Below are 21,967 nucleotides of genomic sequence, written 5' to 3'. Positions count from 1 at the left end.
GTCGTCGGCGAAGCCGACTTGAAGCAACTGGCGCGTGACTTCCATTCTACTAGGGCAAATAAAATAGCAACGGCATCTCCCACAGTGGCAGCTTAGTCCACCGACATTTGCGAAATTCAATGACACCACAGGTTACAGGCTCCTCCGTTACTGAATCGACACCTACCCAAGCAAAATCTGGTGGTTGCGGATGCGACAGCAAAAGCAGCGCCACCGTGGAAATGGACGAAAAGCTCCAAGAACGCATTGCTAAACATCCCTGCTACAGCGAAGAAGCTCACCACCATTACGCGAGAATGCACGTTGCAGTTGCACCTGCTTGCAACATTCAATGCAACTATTGCAACCGCAAATATGACTGCGCCAACGAAAGCCGTCCTGGTGTAGTGAGCGAGTTACTTACACCGGAAGAAGCAGCACACAAAGCGTTGGTTATCGCTGGCAAGATTCCTCAAATGACAGTTTTGGGAATTGCTGGCCCTGGCGACCCTCTAGCCAACCCAGACAAAACATTCCGTACCTTTGAATTGATTGCAGACAAAGCACCAGATATCAAGCTTTGTTTATCAACCAATGGTTTGATGTTAACTGAATACATCGATCGCATTAAACAATTAAATATAGATCACGTTACTATCACCCTAAATACCATCGACCCAGAAATCGGCGCGCAGATTTACTCATGGGTTCACTATAAGCGCAGACGTTACAGAGGTATTGAAGGAGCCAGAATTCTGCTCGAAAAGCAGTTAGAAGGCTTACAAGCTCTGAGAGAAGCCGACATTCTGTGCAAGGTCAACTCCGTGATGATTCCCGGAATCAACGACCAACACTTAGTGGAAGTCAATAAGGCAATTCGTGAGCGTGGTGCATTCTTGCACAACATCATGCCTTTGATTTCTGCACCAGAACACGGTACACACTTCGGCTTAACAGGTCAACGCGGCCCCTCACAAAAAGAACTCAAATCAGTTCAAGACCAGTGCGCCGGCAACATGAAAATGATGCGCCACTGCCGTCAATGCCGTGCAGATGCTATTGGTTTGTTAGGTGAAGACCGCAGCCAAGAATTCACTAAAGAGAATTTCTTGGAAATGGCTCCAGAATACGACCTCACCAAGCGCCAAGAAGTTCACGAAGGTATTGAGAAATTTAGAGAAGAAATCAAAGCAGCCAAAGAAAAGGCAAAAGCCGGCAAACAGCAAATTGCCAACAATCCTAAAATCTTAGTTGCAGTTGCAACCAAAGGCGGCGGATTGGTTAACCAACACTTCGGTCATGTCAAAGAATTCCAAGTTTACGAAGTCGATGGCAACGAAGTTCGCTTTATCAGTCACCGCAAGATTGATCAATATTGTCAAGGTGGATACGGTGAAGCCGCCACCGCAGAGAATATTATGAAGACAATTGCAGATTGTAAAGCAGTATTGGTTTCTAAGATTGGCAACTGTCCCAAAGAAAAATTGCACGAAGCTGGCATACAGACCGTTGAAGCTTACGACGTAATCGAGAAAGTTGCTTTAGAGTTTTACGAACAATACGTCAAAGAATTAGGGAACAAGAAGTAAAAAGTAAAAAGTAAAAAGGTAAAAGACTATATTTATTTTGCCTTTTACCTTTTACCTTTTGCCTTTACCTTTCAACTTCACACTTCACACTTCTCTCATTCGCAAGGAGAATAATCATGGCTTATAAGATTACCAGCCAATGTATTTCTTGCAATCTCTGTGAGTCTGTATGTCCCACCGGAGCAATTAAAGTAGAAGGCACACGCCACTGGATTGATTCGGAACTTTGCACAGACTGTGTTGGCACAATTCACACAGTACCTCAATGTAAAGCTGGTTGCCCAACCTGTGATGGTTGCGTTAAAGAAACAAACGATTATTGGGAAAGCTGGTTTGCTAAATATAACCGCGTTATAGGGAAATTAACAAAAAAACAAGATTATTGGGAACGTTGGTTTGACTGTTATTCTCAGAAGTTAACGCTATCAAATAATAAAAAGGCTGATTCTACAAGGGTTATATCAGAATGTAGGGTGTGAGTGAGCAAAACCCTTACTGCCACACCCTTACACCCAAAAAGTATGAGTATTCGCTAAACTCTGACCCATTTCAATACGTTGGGGTCTTTGTTGTAGCGGTAGGTAATGCCGTCTTTAGCAGTGATAGACTTTCCTTGGCTTGCTCTGCTTCTGATGGTGCCAAGTGAATAGTCTGTTAATGTCTGCATTTCTTTGTGAGAAAACCCTTCAATTGTGTTTGTTACTCCCCTGTTTTTTGGTTGAATTTGTAATGGATGATTAGGAATATCATCTTCTATAGTGATTTGAACATTTTCTTCAGGAGGATTAGTAACTATTGCTTTTTGTCGCTGATAATCTTCCACGCTCACAAGTTGCCAAGTAGAATTTTCTGAGAGTTCTAGCACCCATTGATGATATTGAAATAGACTCTCTCGATGTCCGACACTAATAAAAGTTGTTTTTGTCTCATGTAATTGTTGATATAAAAGCCCTTCATTAGTTAAATCTAAGGCACTTGTTGCTTCGTCTAATATAGTGAAGCGAGGATGAGTAATTAATAGTCGTGCAAATGCTAGGCGTTGTTGTTCTCCTAGCGATAATATATTTTCCCAAGGAACTTCTGTATCAAAGCCTTCGACTCGATTTAGCACATTTTGTAGGTTAACTTGTTGCAAAACTGTTCTCAGTTGTGCATCGGTCATTTGAAGATTGGTATTAGGATAAAGTAACTGTTCGCGTAAAGTTCCCAAAATTATGTAAGGACGTTGGGGTAAGAATAAAGCTTCTTCTAGAGGTGGTCGGACTAAACGACCAGTTCCTGCATTCCATAAACCTGCGATCGCTCTCAATAAAGAGCTTTTTCCTCGACCACTCGGCCCTATAATTAATAAGCCTTCTCCTCGCTGAACAGACAGTGACAAATCTTTGACAATCACTTGCTCATAGTTGGGTGTTTGTAAGGTGACATTCTCAAACGTGAGATGAGTATCTTCTATTGTTTTGATGGTACTGACATTTTCTAGTTGTTTAGCTACTTCTTCTAAAGCATTTGAAAACTCAGTTAAACGCTCAACATAACTATAAAACCTTCCAGAAACTCCAAATTCATTTATTAATTCCGCTACAGAATTAGAAAAAAGATACGCGGATAAAGAGGCTTGGCTGATTTCTCCAAAACTTAATTGATTTGCAATATATAAAGGCCCAAGTATTAAAAAGGGAAATATTTCAATTACAGCCTGATATCCTCTATTATAAATATCTTGATTTCTTTCCCAATTAATCTTGTGTTTAGCATCTTTGATCAGATTGCTAAATCTTCTTCCAATGATATTTAATTCTTGATTCTCTCCCCGGAAAAAAGCTATGGATTCAGCATGATTACGAACATGAGTCAGACAATAGTTATAGTCAGCCTTCGATGCAAGCTCTTTTTGATTAATCTTATTTAATGCTTGAGTCAAGAAAACGGCAATCAAATTGCCTATAATTGTATAAACAAGTAAAATAATTGCAACTTCTTGTGAAATTGACCAAATAATTAAAATAAAAGCTACCATTTCCAGTATTTTTTCGAGGAAAGTAGCTGAAAAACTGAGAGCATTACTGGCGATAGGTTCAATTTCTTGAGATAGACGTTGGTCTGGATTATCAATATCTGATTTAAAATTGATTTTATAATAAGCTTGATTGCTCAAATATTTTGATAAAGTGTAGTTATTTAGCCATTGATACCAATCAATTGCTATTTGTTTTCTCACAAATTTAGAAAATCCTACCAAGATTGTTACAAAGACTAGAGCTATGCTATAAAGCCAGACAGCATCAAAAAAATTTAGCAATATTTTTTTTCTGTAATGATGACATCGACTAAATAGCGATTTAGGAAGTTGGTAAAAACATTTACACTTACAAGAGCAATGATTAAGAAGATTAAGAGAATGAGCATCCCCCAAGCACGAATCACTTCTGAAAATGCTCTTTCCCCTGGCTTTGTTGGATACCAGTAAGGGCCTGTAATCGTTTTGATATTTTCCCAAAATTGAGAAAAATCTGAAAAATAATTTGTTGAGGATTGAGATTGAATAACTTGGGTTGGCATATTTGAGAAATAAATTAATTTTCTGAGAATTAAATTTAATAGTTATCAAAATCACACTGAGTAGAGTTGCTTGTTTAAGTCATATTACTTAATTGCTGAGTGCAACTTAAAGCAGTTATCACCGCATTAGAAACAATAGTTCGCATACCGCTTTTTTCTAACTCGTAAAGACCAGCAGCATCTCTTTTGGTGAGATGACTACACAAGGGTATGTTTTTTGAATTTCACTACCGATGGTCAGATTAAGATTGACTAAAAAAATATTAAATCTATTCACTATCATTGCCATTCTTTATCGTCCCATTCTGTGGTGTTACTGTCATCTAAATTTAATAGGCGCTCGCTATTCTGAATCATTGTTAATTGAGTAATTTTTTAATAACTTTAGCCGGATTACCCACAACGACGGTGAAGGCTTCCACATCTTTAGTGACAACAGAACTAGCACCAATAATAGCTCCTTTGCCGATAGTAACTCCCTTAAGAATAGCTGCATTAAATCCAATCCAAACATGATCTTCTATGATCACTGGAGCTGATTTTACGTCTAGCTCTTTAGCATCTTTAATCAGATTATCTTGAATGACGACTTCAACAAATTCTTTGTGTCTTAAAGCATGATTTAATGAATGGGCATCTGTATCATAAATGGTAACATTATCTGAGATTACCACTTCATTACCAATTTTGATAGAGTTAGCTGATCTAATTCGCGTTCCCTCACCAATATAGCAATCTTCACCTATTTCTATTTTCCCACCATAGGAGAATACAGCCAATTCACCCAAAATTAGTCCATTTTTACCGATTGTGATTAAGCTTTTATCATTCATCCAATTATCACAATTTCCTAGAAATTTCACAGAACTATCAAAAGTTGCACTATTGGATAATTGTTTGAATTTTTCTAGTTTTTGATGCTTCTCCAAAAAATTTGAAATTAGTAAATATAATTGGTGGTTTAGATTTAACATTAAGACCACCTAGTTAGCTGAATAATTAACATTGATGTTTCCATTCACTTAATATCCCCAGCGAGTGGTAATTTGAGTAGGTTGATGGAGGCGATCGCATTGGCATTTTTGCCAGGTTAGTTTGCCTTATTACCAAGTGCAATTTGCTCTGTTACTAATTGGTCATCTATAAAACCGCTACTGATGAAGTAGGAGATGTAAGTTTTAAGTAAATTTTGGTCTAACAGAGGATACATAATATCAGTATTTACTAGTCCATTCATAGTATTTTGATAGTCAATTTTTGGTTCTTGACCGCTTTTTATCGTAGTTTTTGTAATGATATGAGACAAAAAGTCTAAATTATCTGTGTCAGATATTTTACTATGACGTGAAATTTCTGAATGCCATTGCTCTAAAGAAATTAGTTGCAAAGGATATCCTAAAGAGCGAATTAAGTTAAACAAATGCTTGACTGGAGTAGAGTCAGGATTAACTAAATGAAATGCTTTTCCTAAAGATTCTTTCTGATGTGACAGATGAACAATCATCTTGCTCACATAGTCTACAGGAGTCAAATTATCTTCCATGTCAATATCTGGAGCCATTTTCATTTGTATGCAACCTTTCACTAGCCTGCAAAATAAATCATCTGTGTTACTAATCCCAGTTTGGCTGTGTCCTGTTATCCTTGATGCTCGATAAATAGAAACAGGAAGTCCTAAGTCGCGGGCTTGCATAACTAATTTTTCTGCTACCCACTTGCTTTGGATATAGCCATTGTCAAGGGTTTGATATTGGTCAAGGGGGTCTGATTCAAGAATTAATCCAGCTTCATTTTGAGACGATGCTGCTAAAACAGATGTTGTGGAGATAAAGTGCAAAGGTTTGACTTTAGTTTCACTAGCTAATCGGATGATTTCTTGAGTTCCAAGTACATTAGCTGCTTTTAAAACAGAGTAAGGATAGATAACATTGATCCAAGCACCACAGTGATAGATCACATCTATCTGACTAGCTAAGTGTTGAAATTGTGATGTAGAAAGGCCTAAATAGTTTTTCGTTAAATCTCCGACTACAGGAATGATGCGATCGCTCTTTATTCCTTCCCAGAGTTGGTAGAATTTAAGTTTACTTTGCAACCTCTGCTGTGCTTGTTCAACATTGGTAGCGCGAATCAAGCAATAAATATCAGCCTCAGTTTGTTGTAGGAGTTCATGCAGTAAATGACTTCCCAAAAAACCTGTTACTCCCGTTAAAAAAATCCGCTTGGGTTGGTTTATGAATTCAAAAGATGTGGTTGGGATACGAATGCTAGAATCTAAGACTGCTTCTGCTTTTAAATCGTTGATAGTTGCAGTGTTAATTGTCTTAGTCTGGTTTATTTGTAAGCTATCGACTTTTTCTGCCAGTTCTGAAACTGTAGGGTTCTCAAATAGATAACGTAGGGGTAACTCTAGTTGTACAGTCTCTCTCAACAGAGACATCACCTGGATAGCACGTAAAGAATTTCCCCCCATATCAAAAAAAGTTGTTGTGAATGCCTAGCTGTATTGTTCCTAAAACACTGCTCCAAATATCTGCTATTAGTTTTTGTGTTGGCGTATGGGGTAAAACAAAGTTGCTTAGGTCAATGTCTTGCTGTGGAGCGGGTAGTGCGCGACGGTCAACTTTTCCATTAGCATTGAGTGGCAAAGTCTCCAGCATCACGAAAGCTGTTGGGATCATGTAGTTTGGCAGCTTTTGTTTCAAGAAGCTTTGTAAGTCATTTTGGTCTAAAGCTGGGTTACTAGAGACAATATATGCAACTAACTGCTTATGACCTGGTTGGTCTTCTCTTAGCATTACCGCCTGGGTAATGACATCAGGATGTTGAACCAATAGACTTTCAATTTCCCCAAGTGCAACGCGAAAACCTCGGATTTTCACTACATCATCAATTCGACCGATAAACTCGATGTTACCGTCGGGAAGATAACGTGCTAAATCCCCTGTTTTATATAAAAGTGCTGAGTGCTGAGTGCTGAGTGCTGATGAATTTTTCCCCTGCTCCCTGCCTCTTTGAAAGGGGTTGAGAATAAATTTGTCTTCTGTCAACTCAGGACGGTTGAGATAACCCCGTGCTAAACGCACACCACCGATGTATAATTCGCCTTTAACTCCAATCGGTACTGGTTGGAGATTACTGTCGAGGATGTAAATTGCTGTATTAGCGACAGGACGACCGATGGGAACTGTATTGGTTTTTTCTAATTGAAAATTCTGTACATCATAGACTACGGCTGTAACTGATGCTTCGGTGGGGCCGTAAGCATTGAGACAAGTGACACGTTCGCCTACCAATTGCTGCCACATTGTCACTGTTTCTGGCAGAACTGTATCCCCACCCACAGTTAATAAGCGTAGACTTTGCGGCACGGTGGCATAGGATTGAGATACTGCTACCATCCATTCATGCCAGTAGGCTGGAGTGAGAGTCAAGACACTCAACTTTTGTTGTTCAATAAATTGGGAAAAACTGGCAAAGGAAGAAAACATTTGCGCTGGTCTTAATACTACTGTTCCACCTTTAAACCAAGTGGGGAAGATTTCTTCTACTGCGACATCAAAGCCAAAAGCGGCAAATTGTAAAACGCGTTGGCTTTGCCCGCCGTAGGCATCGCTACTTGTCAAACCAAATGCTTCACTAATGGCACTACAATGATTAACCAAAGCTGCATGAGTCAACATCACGCCTTTGGGTTTGCCAGTAGACCCAGAAGTATACAATACACAAGCCAAGTTTTCGGATTGTACTTGAGTCACCGAATTTTCTTGATCTTGAGAATTGAGTATTTCAAACTCTTTGTCTAAGACAATGACTTTCACGCCTTCAACTGACAAGGAATTGAGTAATTTATCCTGTGTAATCAGCACAGAAATTTGCGAGTCTTCTGATATATAAGCTAATCGCTGCTGGGGATAATCTATGTCTAGAGGAACGTAACCGCCACCGGCTTTGAGGACGGCTAACAATGCCACAGTCATAGATAAAGAACGCTCTAAATAAATCCCGACCAAAACCTCTGGCCCCACACCTAGAGATTGTAGATAATGTGCTAATTGATTCGCTTGGATGTTTAACTCTTGATAAGTTAGTTGTTGTTTATCAAACACCACTGCTACAGCATCGGGTGTCAGTTCTGCCTGCTGCTCAAATAATTGATGCAGACATTTATCCCCAGGATAATCAGCCTGAGTATCATTCCACTCAACCAGTAACTTTTGTCGCTCAACTGCTGTTAGTATTGGCAATTGATCAATTCGCTCTTGGGGATTAGCGACAACTGCTTCCAGCAAAGTCACAAAATGACCAATCATCCGTTCGATGGTGCTGTGGTCAAACAAATCAGTGTTGTACTCCCACACTCCCACCAGTCCGTTAGGAGTGTTCTGCATGAATAAGGTCATATCAAATGCAGCTGTCACACTTTTGAGTGGTACTGAACTAACAGTTAACCCGTTTAAATCCAACTCAGACACAGGTGCATTTTGCAGGTTAAACATTACTTGGAACAGTGGTGTATGGGATAAATCCCGTTCTGGTTGTAATGCTTCCACCAGCATTTCAAACGGTAAGTGTTGATGAGCATAAGCTCCGAGAGCCATTTCTCGCACACGAAAGAGTAATTCACTAAAGCGCGGATTACCTGCAACGTTAGTACGCATTACTAAGGTATTGACAAAAAAGCCAATTAACCCTTCTATTTCAGAGCGATCGCGGTTAGCAATAGGAGAACCCACCAAAATATCTGATTGTCCTGTGTAGCGGTAAAGCAAGGTATTGTATGCTGCCAAAAGCGTCATAAATAAGGTGACACCTTGCTCCTGGCTCAGTTTTACCAATTTATCAGTTAACTCAACTGACAATGCAAACTCATGATGTGCGCCAGCCACAGTCTGCACAGCATGTCTTGGTCGGTCAGTTGGTAATGACAATACATCAGGTGCATCTTTTAGTTGCTGTTGCCAGTAACTCAGTTGGCTTTCTAGTACCACCCCTTGCAACCAGTTTCTTTGCCAAATCGCAAAATCTGCGTACTGAATCGACAGTGGTGCTAAAGGTGACGGTTGACCTTGAGAATAAGCATTATATAGTTGTGTGAGTTCTTGGACAAAAACACCCATTGACCAACCATCAGAGACAATATGGTGCATACACACTAACAAGACTTGTTCTGTCTCGTTCAGTAATAGTAATGTCACTCTAATTAATGCTTCTTTTGCCAGGTCAAATCGTTCAATAATTTGTTTTTGCGCTAATTCCTCTACGGTTCTTTCCTGCTCAATTGTCGATAAATTTTGCAAATCAACAATTGATAGTATTCCCCGTTCCCCATAACCTGTTTCCTGTTCCCCAATAATTTGTGTTGGTTTTCCATCAACAGTGATGAAATTGGTACGTAAAGCTTCGTGGCGATGAGTAATTTCTTGTAAGCTTTGTTCTAACGCTGCAATCTGGAGTTTCCCTACTAGACGCAAAGCAGTAGGTATATTGTATAAGACACTGTTCGACTCGAATTGGTCTAAGAACCACAAACGCTGTTGAGCAAAAGACATTGGTAAGTCTGAATTTTCTGCTCTCCTGAAGATAGGCGGTGCAGAGAGTTTTATACTGTGTTGCTGTAACTGGCCAATTATCTGGGCTAATTCGGCAACTGTAGGGGCAGTAAACAACTCATACAATGGTAGTTCTACATTGAAAATGTTGCGGATGCGGGAAACCAATTGTGTTGCTAGTAGTGAGTGTCCCCCCAGTTCAAAGAAGTTATCATTAATACCTACTTGCTCTACTTTCAAGACTTGCGCCCAAATTTGCACTAACAGTTCTTCAATTGGGGTGCGTGGAGCGACATATTGATCTGAGTTAGTGCTTAGTAAATCCGGTGCAGGTAAAGCACGGCGGTCTACTTTACCGCTAGGAGTTAGTGGTAAGGACTCCATAATCACAAAAGCACTAGGAACCATGTACTCTGGCAACTTGGCTTTCAAGAATTGCCGCAGTTCGTTAACTGTGGGTGTACAGTCCTGATGTGCTACCAAATATGCAACTAAGCGTTTATCTCCAGGGGTATCTTCACGGGCAATGACACAACACCCCTCCACATTTTCATACTGGCTCAGTGCTGCTTCCACCTCACCCAATTCAATACGGAAACCACGTATTTTTACTTGTGAGTCAATGCGCCCTAAGTATTCAATATTGCCATCTGGTAAATAGCGAGCTAAGTCCCCAGTTTTATATAATCTACTCCCTTCTGCCTTCTGCCCCCTGCCTTCTGCCTTCTCAAACGGATTATTGATAAATCTTTCCTGTGTTAACTCTGGACGGTTGAGGTAGCCTCTAGCCAACGCAACACCACCGATGTACAACTCTCCAGGTACACTGACGGGGACAGGCTGTAAATTTTTATCTAAGATATGAATCTGTGTATTGGCAACTGGCTTTCCAATCGCAGGCAGTAGCGGCCATGTCTCTACGGTGTTAGGCAGGGTAAAAGTGACGACCACATGACTTTCTGATGGCCCATAATGATTGTGCAGAGTACAATCGCCTAGTTTGCTGAACCATTGAGAAATCGCAGGAGTAATCTGCAACTGTTCGCCAGCAGTAATGATTTCTCGAAGATGACTAGCAAATTTTTCACTACCAACGGCTACTTCAGCTAGTTGCTGTAAGGCGACAAAGGGAACAAAAAGTCTCTCCACACCTTTTTCTTGCAGAAATCCTAATAAAGCTAAGGCATCACGGCGCAATTCCTCTGTAATCAACAGCAATGTGCCTCCAGAAAACCAAGTGGAGAACATTTCTTGAAAGGACACATCAAAGCTGATGGGAGCAAATTGTAGCGTTTTTGTCCCACTAGAAAGTTTTGTATTTTGCAGTTGCCACAGCATCAGGTTGCACAAGGGAAGTTGAGTCATCGCCACTCCCTTCGGTTTACCTGTAGAGCCAGAGGTATAAATTACATAAGCCAAGTCATTGGCTTGTACACCAGAGATGAGATTGTCCTGGCTCGCCTGGGAAATCACTTGAGCGTCAGTATCCAAACAGACAAGCTGTGCTTGATGCTGGGGCAGTCTGGCCAGGAGTGATTGCTGAGTTAGCAACACTGAAACTTGAGCATCTTCTAACATGAAAGCCAAACGCTCTGTAGGATACTCTGGGTCAAGTGGCAGATATGCACCACCAGCTTTCAGAATACCTAACAGTCCGACAACCATTTCTATAGAACGCTCAACACAAATACCCACCAACACATCGGGTTTTACGCCCAAAGACTTGAGGTAGTGCGCCAAAGAGTTAGCACGACAATTCAACTCATAATAGGTCAGTTGTTGATTCCCAAACTCCACAGCTACAGCATTGGGTGTACGCTGTACCTGCTCCTCAAACAACTGATGGATACATTTATGGTGGGGATAGTCTACCTGAGTATCATTCCATTTATCTAATAACTGCTGCTCCCCTGGCGTTAGCAGTGGCAATTGGGAAATTCGCTGTTTGGGGTGGGCAACAATTCCACAGAGCAATGTTTGGAAATGTTCTAAAATTAGAGCGATCGCAGCATCATCAAATCGGCTAGTATCATAGCTAATCCTCACCAGCATTTCCTGACCAGGAATCACCATGACTGTTAGAGGATAATTAGTTTGCTCAATGGCGTGAAAATTGTCTATCGAAAAACCATAATTTTTTTCCTGCCCTGCCTCATCAACTGGATAATTATCGAAGACAACAAGACTCTCAAACAAAGGTGTTCCTCTAGGGACATCACTCAGACCTTGAATATCTACCAATGAGCTATATGAATATTGCTCAGACTCAATTTGTTGTGCCTGCAAATCCTTCAACAACGCCAACACTTCAGTCTCAGCAGCAACCTGAACTCGCACTGGCAAGGTGTTGATAAATAGTCCCACCATCGACTCTACACTAATCAAAGATGACGGACGACAGGACACAGTAGCACCAAAAACTACATTTGTTTCTTGACTGTAGCGACACAGCAGTAATGCCCAAGTTCCTTGCACCAAATTATTCATCGTCAGTTGATGCTGTCGCGCAAAAGTCTGTAGCGCGGCTGTCGCTTCTGGTGTCAGTTGGATTTTTTGTTCGCTGTAACTAGAATCTAACTGTTTGCGCTTTGACGATGCTTTATCAACTATTAAAGGAGTAGGTGCGGTGAAACCTTGGAGTTTTTGTCTCCAAAACTTTTTAGCTTGGGCTAAATCTTGTTGCTGTAACCAAGCAATATAGTTGCGGTAGCTTTGGGCTGGTTGAAGCGTCTTAGTTTCACCTTGAGAAATTGCTTGATAAAAATACAACAGGTCTTTGAAAATCAAAGGCCCTGACCAACCATCAAGCAATAAGTGATGGAAATTCCAAACAAATTGATAACTATCTGCACCTAATTGAATGAGGCTGAGGTGCATCAATGGTGCTTGCGAAAGTTGGAAACCCTGTTGTCGCTGGGACTGCAATAAAAATTCTAATTTTTGCTGTTGCTCTTGTACAGATAGCTGCTGCCAATCATAAATATGTACTTTAACATCAACTTGTCGATACACTACTTGCAGTGGTTGGTCTAATTGCTCCCAAATAAAAGCAGTCCGCAAAATTGAATGTCGTGCTACCACTTGCTGCCAAGCTTGCTCAAAGGCTAGTAGGTTCAACTGACCACTCAAGGTATAAATCAACTGTTCAAAATATACCTGATTCTCAGGATTGTACAAACTCTCAAACAACAACCCCTCTTGCATCGGCGCGAGTGGGTAAATATCTTCAATATTTCGCCAATTAGTTTTACCTAAACCTATCAAAATTTGGTCTAGTTCAGCCTGTTTGAGCTTGACTAACGGAAAATCTGAAGGTGTGTAACCGCCACTCTCCGGTGAGGAACAATGAGCAATGAGGCTCTGCAATGTCTTGACAAATTCTTGTGCCAGATTTTCGATTGTGGTGTGCTGGTGGAGATTTGTGCTGTAAGTCCACTCTATTCGCAGCTGTTCTCCAGCAATAATACTGTCAATCTCTAGCAGATAAGCGCGGTTGTTCTGTAAACCGTGCATTTTCCCCGCCGACTCGGTAGCTGGCTGCATCCAAGAAGTTGTATTAACAAGTTGATCAAATTGACCCAAATAGTTAAAACTGATTTGGCCTTGCGGTAGTGCCTGTAGTTGGGTAGCAATTTCTGTATCTTGACTTAGATAGCGCAATAAGCAGTAACCAATTCCTTTATTGGGAATAGCCCGCAGTTGTTCTTTGACAGATTTTAAAGTATCTGCTGGATTGTCTGTTGCTCGGAGTTCTACAACTACAGGGAAGATAGTTGTAAACCAACCGACGGTACGTGATACATCTACACCATCAACAATATCTTCCCGTCCATGACCTTCTAAGTTGAACAGCACACTCTCAGAGTTAGTCCATCTGCTCAAAACCAACGCCAAGGCAGTCAGTAGTACATCGTTAATCTGAGTGTTGTAAGCTTTTGGTACATCGTGCAGTAAAGCATGAGTTTCAGCCTCACTTAAAGACAATAATATTGTGTTAGCTGCGGCAACAGTGTTTGCCCCTTTTATATAGTCAACTGGGATGGGTGGAACTGCGGCGCGAGATTCATTCAGCCAATAAGCCACTTCCGATTTGAGGGCTTGTGATTGTGCATATTCGGTTAGTTTAAAAGACCAATCTTGGAAAGAAGTTGTTTTAGCAGGAAGGGCAATGGCTTTGCCTTGAGCAAGTTGCTGGTAAGCTGTTTGCAAATCTTCTAATAAAATCCGCCAAGAAACACCATCAACTGCTAAGTGGTGGATAATGATGAGTAATCGCGCTCTTTTGTCAATACCTAGATAGAAAAAGGCGACTTGCACTAGATTTTCTAAGAGATTTAAACTCGCCTGTGATAAATTCCCTTGAGCTTCAATGGCAGCTTGTTGTTCACTTTCGGGAAGTGCCGATAAGTCTATGTAAGAGAAAGCAACGCTATCATTGGGTGCAGAGTAAATTTGCTGCCAAGTAGAGTTAGACTGTTTAAAACGTAAGCGCAGAGCATCGTGATGTACTAGCAATTGCTTGAAGGCTTGCTCCAATAGCTCTAACTTGAGGTCAGATGGTACTGAGAGCAAAAATGCTTGATTGAAGTGATGCAACTGGGAGAGATTTTGCTCAAAGAACCAATGTTGAATGGGGGTTAGAGGTAATGTGCCTGTGGCTAATTCTTGTTTGACCTCGATCGCCTTTATTGTACCTGCTACTGCTGCTAACTGTGCGATCGCCTGATGTGCAAATAATTGCTTGAGAGTCAGTTGCAGCCCTGCTTGCTTGGCTTTTGCCAGAATTTGGATACTGAGAATGGAATCTCCACCGAGTTCAAAGAAGTTATCGTAAATACCTACTTGTTTGACTCTCAGCACTTCTGCCCATATCTGCGTTAATATTTCTTCAGTCTGATTGCGTGGGGCGACAAAACTTACTTCTAGTCCCTCACGAGAGTCTGGTGCTGGCAAAGCGCGACGGTCTACTTTGCCGTTGGGAGTCAGAGGTAAAGACTCTAGCATCACAAAAGCATGAGGTATCATGTATTGTGGCAGTTGGCTAGAGAGGAACGCTCTCAACTGGCTGATTGTAGGTGAATGCTGTTTTCCGACTACGTAGGCGACTAGGCGTTTCTCACCGGGATTATCTTCACGGGCAATGACAGAACATATCTGCACACTTTCATGTTGGCTCAGTGCAGCTTCGATTTCTCCCAATTCAATGCGGAAGCCCCGAATTTTTACTTGATTATCAATCCGTCCTAAGTATTCGATATTACCATTTGCTAAATAACGTCCTAAGTCCCCGGTTTTGTAGAGACGACCCGCACCAAGGGGATTTTTGATGAATTTTTCCTGAGTTAGTTCGGGACGGTTGAGGTAGCCTCTGGCTAACCCAATACCGCCAATGTGTAATTCTCCTGGTACACCCACAGGTACGGGTTGCAAATACTCGTCTAAAATGTAGACTTGGACGTTAGCGATCGCTTTACCAATAGTTATTTTCTCATTGTCATTGCATTTAGCGATCGTGGCACAAACACTAGCTTCTGTTGGGCCGTAGGCGTTGAAGAAATTTCTCCCCACAGACCATTGCTTGATTAATTCCGCAGGACAAGCTTCTCCAGCGACAATGATTGTTTGCAGTGCTGGCAGTTCTTCCACTGGCATTACTGCTAACGCCGATGGTGGTAGGGTGATATGGGTAATGCCATAATTGCGTAATTGATCAAGTAATTGCTTCCCTGGCATCAGAGAATCTTTCGTTCCCAAGTAAAGCGTTGCACCAGACCCCAAAGCCATCAAAATTTCTGATATACAAGCATCAAAACTAAAGGAGGCAAACTGAAGAACGCGACTATCACAATGTACGCCAAAAGTTTCAATTTGAGCTTGAGCTAGGTTGCAGAATCCTTTATGCTCAACCATGACACCTTTCGGTCTACCTGTTGAACCGGAAGTATAAATAAGATTAGCTAAATTAAAAGCTGTGACTCCACTGGCTGGGTTATCTTGACTGTTTTGAGAAATTTGTTCCCAGACTCCATCTAAACAGATAAGCTGTGCTTGATGCTGCGGGAGTCTGTCAAGAAGTCGCTCCTGAGTCAACAGTATCGAAACTTGAGAATCTTCTAACATGAAGCTCAAGCGGTCTTGGGGATACTCTGAGTCAAGCGGTAGGTATGCACCACCAGCTTTCAGAATACCAAGTAGAGCGATCGCCATGTCTAAGGAACGCTCTACACAAATACCCACCAACACATCTGGTTTTACACCCAATGAGCGCAAGTAATGAGCTAACTGGTTAGCACGACAATTCAATTGATGATAAGTAAGTTTTTGATTCTCAAACACCACAGCCACAGCATCAGGGGTTTTCTCAACCTGCTCCTCAAATAACTGATGGATGCACTTATCAACAGGATAGTCTACTTGAGTATCATTCCACTCGACTAACAAGTGATGTCGTTCTGAGGGGGTTAATAAAGGTAATTCCCCAACTTTCTGATGAGGGTCTGTAACTATTGCTGCTAACAAAGTCTGAAAATGACTTATCATCCTTGCAATTGTCTCTGTCGCAAACAAATCGCTGTTATATTCCCACGACCCAATTAATCCCTGTTGTGTCTGCCACATCGAGAGGCTTAAATCAAACTTAGACGTACCACGCTTTACCATCTCTGGGGTCAGACTAACGCCAGGTAACTCTAAAGTATCGAGGGAGAAATTTTCGAGAACAAACAACACCTGAAACAGAGGGTTATAGCCAAGAGAACGTTCCGGCTGTAGTGCTTCTACCACCTGCTCAAATGGGATGTCCTGGTTGGCATGGGCATCCCAGACTACAGAACGGACTTTTTCGAGTAACTGGGAGAAGGTAGGATTTCCTACAACCTGAGTACGCAGCACCAAGGTATTGACAAAAAAGCCAATTAGTGGATTAGTTTGTTGGCGATCGCGGTTAGCAAAAGGAGAACCAATACAAAGGTCATCCTGACCACTGTAACGATGCAGGAAAACAGCAAAAGCTGTCAGCAGGGTCATAAACAAAGTAACACCTGACTTTTGGCTGAAGGCTACCAGTTGAGAGGTTAAATCTGCATCAATGTGAAATTCGGTGGTAGCACCAGCGAAAGTCTGCTCTGGAGGACGAGGAGAATCTGTTGGTAACTCCAACAAAGGCGGTGCGCCTGCTAACTGTTGTTTCCAGTAATTAAGTTGTTTTTCTTGAACCTCTTGAGTTAACCATTGGCGTTGCCAGAGAGCAAAATCAGCATATTGTATCGTTAACTCTGGTAAGGGACTCGCTTTTCCTTGTGTAAAAGCTGGATAGAGTGCTGCTAATTCTTTAAAGAATATCCCCATTGACCAACCATCCATAATGATGTGGTGCATGGTTAATATCAACAAATGAGATTCTGGTTCTTGTCGCAGTAGAGTGACTCTAACTAAAGGATCTGTCTCCAAGTCAAAGGGCTGGCTAACTTCCTGAGTGACTATCTGTTTTACTGAAGCTTCTGTTAAGTCCTGCACATCTATCACAGGTATGGTGATAGTCAAATTAGGTCTGATAACCTGAGTGGGGACACCTTCTACTGTAGGAAAGTTAGTCCGTAAGACTTCATGACGACGAATAATTTCGTTGATACTCTGTTCTAAAGCTGTGACAGAGAGCTTACCAACAATTCGCAGTTGGAAACTTTCATTGTAAAATGAGCTTTCTCCATCCAATTGATAAAGAAACCATATCCTCTGCTGGGCAAAAGATAAAGGCAAATCTTTATCTCTAGAAACTGGAACTAGAGGGACAAAAGTTAATTGTGTAGCTGTTTGAGCTTCTTGCAGAAAAGCCAAGATTTCTGTTTTTCGTTCCTGAAGTTCCTGCTTTATTTCTGCTGTCATTGCTCCTTTAGGAGCGCGATAGCGTAACTGATTCTCTTCAATCCAAATTTTGATATCTAAAGTATTTAATAAAGATAAAAATTCCAATACTGACATTTTATAAATAATCCTCTTCGTATTCTTGTTCGAGAGTTTTAATAAAAGTATTTTTGTTTTGAGTTAATATTTGAATTGCTTCAATAGCTTGAGCTAAACCAGCAATAGTAGGCGTTTGAAACAAACGCTGAAGAGACAGTTCTAGAGAGAAATCTTCGCGTAACCGCGCAATTACTTGACCAGCTAGCAAGGAATTTCCTCCTAACTCGAAAAAGTTATCATAAATGCCTAAAAGTGGCACTTTCAGAACTTGCTGCCAACATTGAGCAATTTTGTACTCTATCTCGTTGCGTGGTTCTATTCTTTCCTTAATTTCCTGAGAGTTAATTTTCCTCATTAGGCTGGTGCGGTCAATTTCGCCATTTTCCAGACAAGGCATTTCGTTCAGTTGTACTAAGTTGCAAGTGCAAGAAGTACCAAAGCGGTCTTGTACTTGCAAATCTAGTAATTTAACCTCGTTATTACTGGCAGTGAAATAAGCTGTTAACTTCTGTAAGTTAAAGAATTGAGATTGCCAACGTTGAATGTTTTGGTTACTACCATCCAAACCTATCAATAGATTTGTTTGCTGATGTTGTAAGCCAGTCAGCATTGAAGATATTGCTTGAGAGGAAGACATGATATAGAAACCTTTAGCGCGGATCAGATTTTTCATCTGATATCCTTGACTCATCCCTGTATCATCCCACATACTCCAACTGAAACAATAACTTGCTAATTCACTGTGGGTATTTTGGTAATGAGAAAAGCAGTCCAAAAAACTATTAGCAGCAGCATAAGCACCCACAGCCGTGCTACCAAAAAAACCGTGTGCTGAAGAAAAGTTAATAAAAATACTGCCGTGATTGTCTTTGATTAATTGATGCAGCGTCCATGATCCCAAAACCTTGGGATACAGTATAGATATTAAGCTTTCTTGGGTTTCATCAACTACAAGTTGCTCATGAAAAGCACCAGCTAAATGAAGTATTCCATCCAGATTTTTACCCCATTTGCTTTGTACTTCTGCAACTATTATTTGCAGATGTTGTAAATCACAAATATCAACAGCTTCGTAAATTACTTCTCCTCCCAAAGGCTCTAATTCTTGATAGATTTTTATGCTTTTTTCTAGAGTTAGAGGAGTTCTGCCAACTAACAGTAATTTAGCTTGGTGATGTTGCAGTAAATATCGCGCAATCTCAATCCCAATACCACCCAGTCCTCCAGTGATTAAATAAGTTCCACCTTGTTTGAAGCTAATTGAGGATTTAGGTTGGCTTGTAAAATCAACTTGTTCTAAACGAGGAATAAAACGCTGCCCATTTCTATAAGCTACCTCTCGTTCCTTAGAAGAAACTTGTATCTCTTGTAAAATAAAAGCTCCGTTTGTTTCCACTTTAGCGACGGGCAAATCAATGTGGCGACAGTTCAACCAAGGTAATTCTTGAGGAATCGTTTTCAGTAGCCCTAATACTGCTGATTTCTCGTAAGCTATGGAATCATCTACAGAGATAGACTGAGTATTAGAAGAAATAAATAGTAATTGAACCCCATGATTAGCACCCTGAACTTTGGCTAAAGCTTGAGTCAAGAACAATAAACTGTATATCCCATGTTCTTGTGCTTGTTCAAGAGCATCACTGCTTTTGACTTCGCCAATATACTGTTCATAAGTCCATAAATGTAGAATCTGCCCAATGATAATATTATCTGCTGCTAGGGATTCTAATAATAGTTGGTAATCTTTGGCTTGTCCTGGGGTAATCGTGTAATGTGAACGATTGATTTTGCGGAAATCTTCTCTGGGTGAAACAGTTATGTATGGCAGGTTATTTTCGGACAATATTTGACATAAATATTGACCCAATCCGCAAGAATCTAGAAACACTAAAGTGGAATTAGTAACATTTAGATTAGAATTAAAAGCAATGGAAGATTTAGGTTGCCATACTTGACGGTAAAACCAGTTGGGAATGGTATTACTGTTACCAAGTAAGATATCAATGGGTTTAATGATTGATTTGAACTCGCCTGAATTGAAGCGTTGGCTGAGTTGCGATCGCTGAATTTTCCCAATCGCAGTTTTTGGAATAATTTCTTTATTTACTGGAATTAAATAATCTGGATTTATCCCTACTTTGTTGACAACAGCAGTCCGAATTTCCTTAAGCAGAGTAACTAAACTGGCATCATCAGCAACAGCAGTATTGAAGAATATGGCTAGTTTATCTATATTAATTCCTGCTTGTCTGACTGCACAAGCAGCTGTATAGGAAACTTCTACTCCTTCGAGTTCTTCAACGGCGGCCTCGATTTCGTGACAGTAGTAATTGAGTCCATTGATGATAATGACATCTTTTTGCCTTCCAGTAATCGTTAAACGCCCTTGATTGAGAAATCCTAAATCTCCTGTATTAAACCAACCATCGGTGGTGAAAACTTCTTGGTTTGCTTGGAGATTTTGATAGTAACCACTGGTAACAGATGCACCTTTTACTTGTAAACGACCGATTGTACCTTCTGTAACTACCTGTTCATTTTCATCAACAATCCGCAACCAAGCACCAGCAATTGGTAAACCTAATTCGACAAATAAACTATCATCCGATGAAGTTTCTAGAGCAAAGCTGTCAGAGTAAGTAATACCAGAAGAAGTTTCGCTCATTCCAAAGGCTGGATGAATTGCATCGGTTGGCAAACCATAAGGGCGAAGCAGCTTTAAAAAACTCCTGGCTATCTTAGTAACAATGGGTTCTCCTGCGTTGATAATAAAACGCATTGATGATAAATCCCAGTGTTTTTTCTTAATATCAGAAGCGCGATTCCGCAGGTCGCCAAAGGCATCGCAAATCAGAGAAAAGGCAAAGTTAGGGGCCCAACTAATCGTTGCTTGATGATTGTCAATTAAATCTAGCCACTTGAATGAATTCTGCACAATCAAGTCAGTTGGTACATGGATTTGTTGGCAACCTAAACTCACAGCCATAATACTTAGAGATACCAATGCACCGACATGATCCAAAGGCATCCAGTTTAAAACGCTTTCTTCGCTTGAGAAATGACTCATTAAAATTAAGCCAGTTGTCATACTCAATATATTGTGATGATTAAGCATCACACACTTGGGTATTCCAGTGCTTCCAGAGGTCAAAAGCAAAATCGCTAAATCTTCTGGCTGACTTTGATGTAATTGCAAATCTGGTTCGCACTCACGCAACTTTTTAACAGTTGCAATTTGAAAGTTTTGTAAGTTTAACAGCTTGAAAAAACTATCAATATTCAAAGATAAAGAAACACTTGTAAGTACTAGGGGTTTCCCCAACATCTGCCAAGTATTTTGTAATTTACTGGCGGTACTATTGCCTAGTTCGTATGTTGGGGCAATAGATACTGGTACAGGAACAAAGCCCCCTAGCATGCAAGCCCAAAAACCGCTCAGGAAATCTTGATTATCTTCTAGTTGAAAAATTACTTTATCTTGTGGCTGGAGTCCTAGCTTTCTTAATCCAGCTAAAATTCTTTGAGCATCCTGCCATAATTGGCGATAAGATTGAACTCTCTCACTACCATCAGATTGAATGTAAATAATACCTTTAGTTGAAGTTTTAGCAGCTCGTTGCAATACTTGGGCTAAAGTTTTGGGAGCATCTTCGGAGCATTGTAGTGCTTCGCCATGACTAATAGCTAACTTCTTTGATGGGAACGGATTCTTTTCTATCTTCTGACTAGGTGTAGTGGCTTCTACCTCTTGTTGGCTATTTGTAGAAGTAATCTGTATATCACCTAGCAAATCCTCCAAATGCACAGGAGGAATACTTGTAACTCTTGGTTCGGCAACCACCGCAACACGTTCAATTTCGGACAATGACTCTAATTGCCCTTCTATGAGGCGCACTAAGTCAGAGTCAATAACTTCTAAGTTGGCTAGAGTTTCTTCATCTACCAAACCTGTATCTGTTATGGGTATGGTGGATATTGGTACGAATGCTGTGGGTATTAATTCGCTAGGCAGAATTGTTTGCAGGTGAGACAACAATTGTTCAGGTGCGAATACATTTGATGGAACTATATAGGCTACTATTTCCTGTTTTCGCGTTTGGGTTTGTCTTTCTCTTACTACACAATCATCTACAGTCAAACTCGACCGAATAGCAACTTCTACTTTTTGATTCGTCAAAATCTTATTATTTGAAGTTGCTAAAATTTGACTATGATTATTTAACTGCATTAGCTTTTATATCCTTATTAGATTATTTTTGTTCATAAATTAAATTGTTTTTAGTTTTAAATTATTATATTGATTTATTTATTGTTTTTTAATTT

The 21,967-nt window shown here is 40.6% G+C and carries 7 protein-coding genes and 1 pseudogene; 2 read left to right on the top strand and 6 right to left on the bottom strand.

The features are described from left to right. Nucleotides 1-119 precede the first annotated feature (119 nt). Nucleotides 120-1,568 (top strand): nitrogenase cofactor biosynthesis protein NifB, encoded by a 1,449-nt coding sequence (gene nifB / locus ACX27_RS12245; protein WP_062292597.1) that lies wholly within the window; start codon nt 120-122, stop codon nt 1,566-1,568. Nucleotides 1,569-1,684: 116 nt separating this feature from the next. Beyond that, on the top strand, nt 1,685-2,047 hold the full coding sequence (locus tag ACX27_RS12240; protein WP_062292593.1) for a DUF362 domain-containing protein: 363 nt from the start codon (nt 1,685-1,687) through the stop codon (nt 2,045-2,047). Nucleotides 2,048-2,100: 53 nt separating this feature from the next. On the opposite strand, the pseudogene ACX27_RS12235 reads toward ACX27_RS12240, so the two are convergent. The 6 genes and pseudogenes from ACX27_RS12235 to ACX27_RS12220 all read right to left on the bottom strand — a co-directional run bounded on the left by ACX27_RS12235 (nt 2,101) and on the right by ACX27_RS12220 (nt 21,872). Further along, nucleotides 2,101-4,130: pseudogene (locus ACX27_RS12235) on the bottom strand (ABC transporter ATP-binding protein/permease). A gap of 157 nt (nt 4,131-4,287) precedes the next feature. Beyond that, nucleotides 4,288-4,413: a type II toxin-antitoxin system PemK/MazF family toxin gene (locus ACX27_RS30870; RefSeq protein WP_235526662.1), complete on the bottom strand. Its 126-nt coding sequence runs from the start codon at nt 4,411-4,413 to the stop codon at nt 4,288-4,290. A gap of 76 nt (nt 4,414-4,489) precedes the next feature. Continuing rightward, on the bottom strand, nt 4,490-5,104 hold the full coding sequence (locus tag ACX27_RS33725; RefSeq protein WP_062292590.1) for an acyltransferase: 615 nt from the start codon (nt 5,102-5,104) through the stop codon (nt 4,490-4,492). A gap of 116 nt (nt 5,105-5,220) precedes the next feature. Beyond that, nucleotides 5,221-6,603, bottom strand: coding sequence for an SDR family oxidoreductase (locus ACX27_RS33720; protein ID WP_235526607.1), 1,383 nt, complete (start codon nt 6,601-6,603; stop codon nt 5,221-5,223). 1 nt (nt 6,604) lies between these two features. Beyond that, nucleotides 6,605-17,662 (bottom strand): non-ribosomal peptide synthetase, encoded by an 11,058-nt coding sequence (locus ACX27_RS12225; RefSeq protein ID WP_235526606.1) that lies wholly within the window; start codon nt 17,660-17,662, stop codon nt 6,605-6,607. 1 nt (nt 17,663) lies between these two features. Then, entirely contained in the window at nt 17,664-21,872 is a 4,209-nt protein-coding gene (locus ACX27_RS12220) for an SDR family NAD(P)-dependent oxidoreductase (RefSeq protein ID WP_062292587.1), read from the bottom strand. Nucleotides 21,873-21,967 lie beyond the last annotated feature (95 nt).

The sequence above is a fragment of the Nostoc piscinale CENA21 genome, from assembly GCF_001298445.1.
GTDB lineage: Bacteria > Cyanobacteriota > Cyanobacteriia > Cyanobacteriales > Nostocaceae > Nostoc_B > Nostoc_B piscinale_A.
Note: the sequence above shows the minus strand (reverse complement) of the source record. Positions and strands in the feature narration are given on the sequence as shown.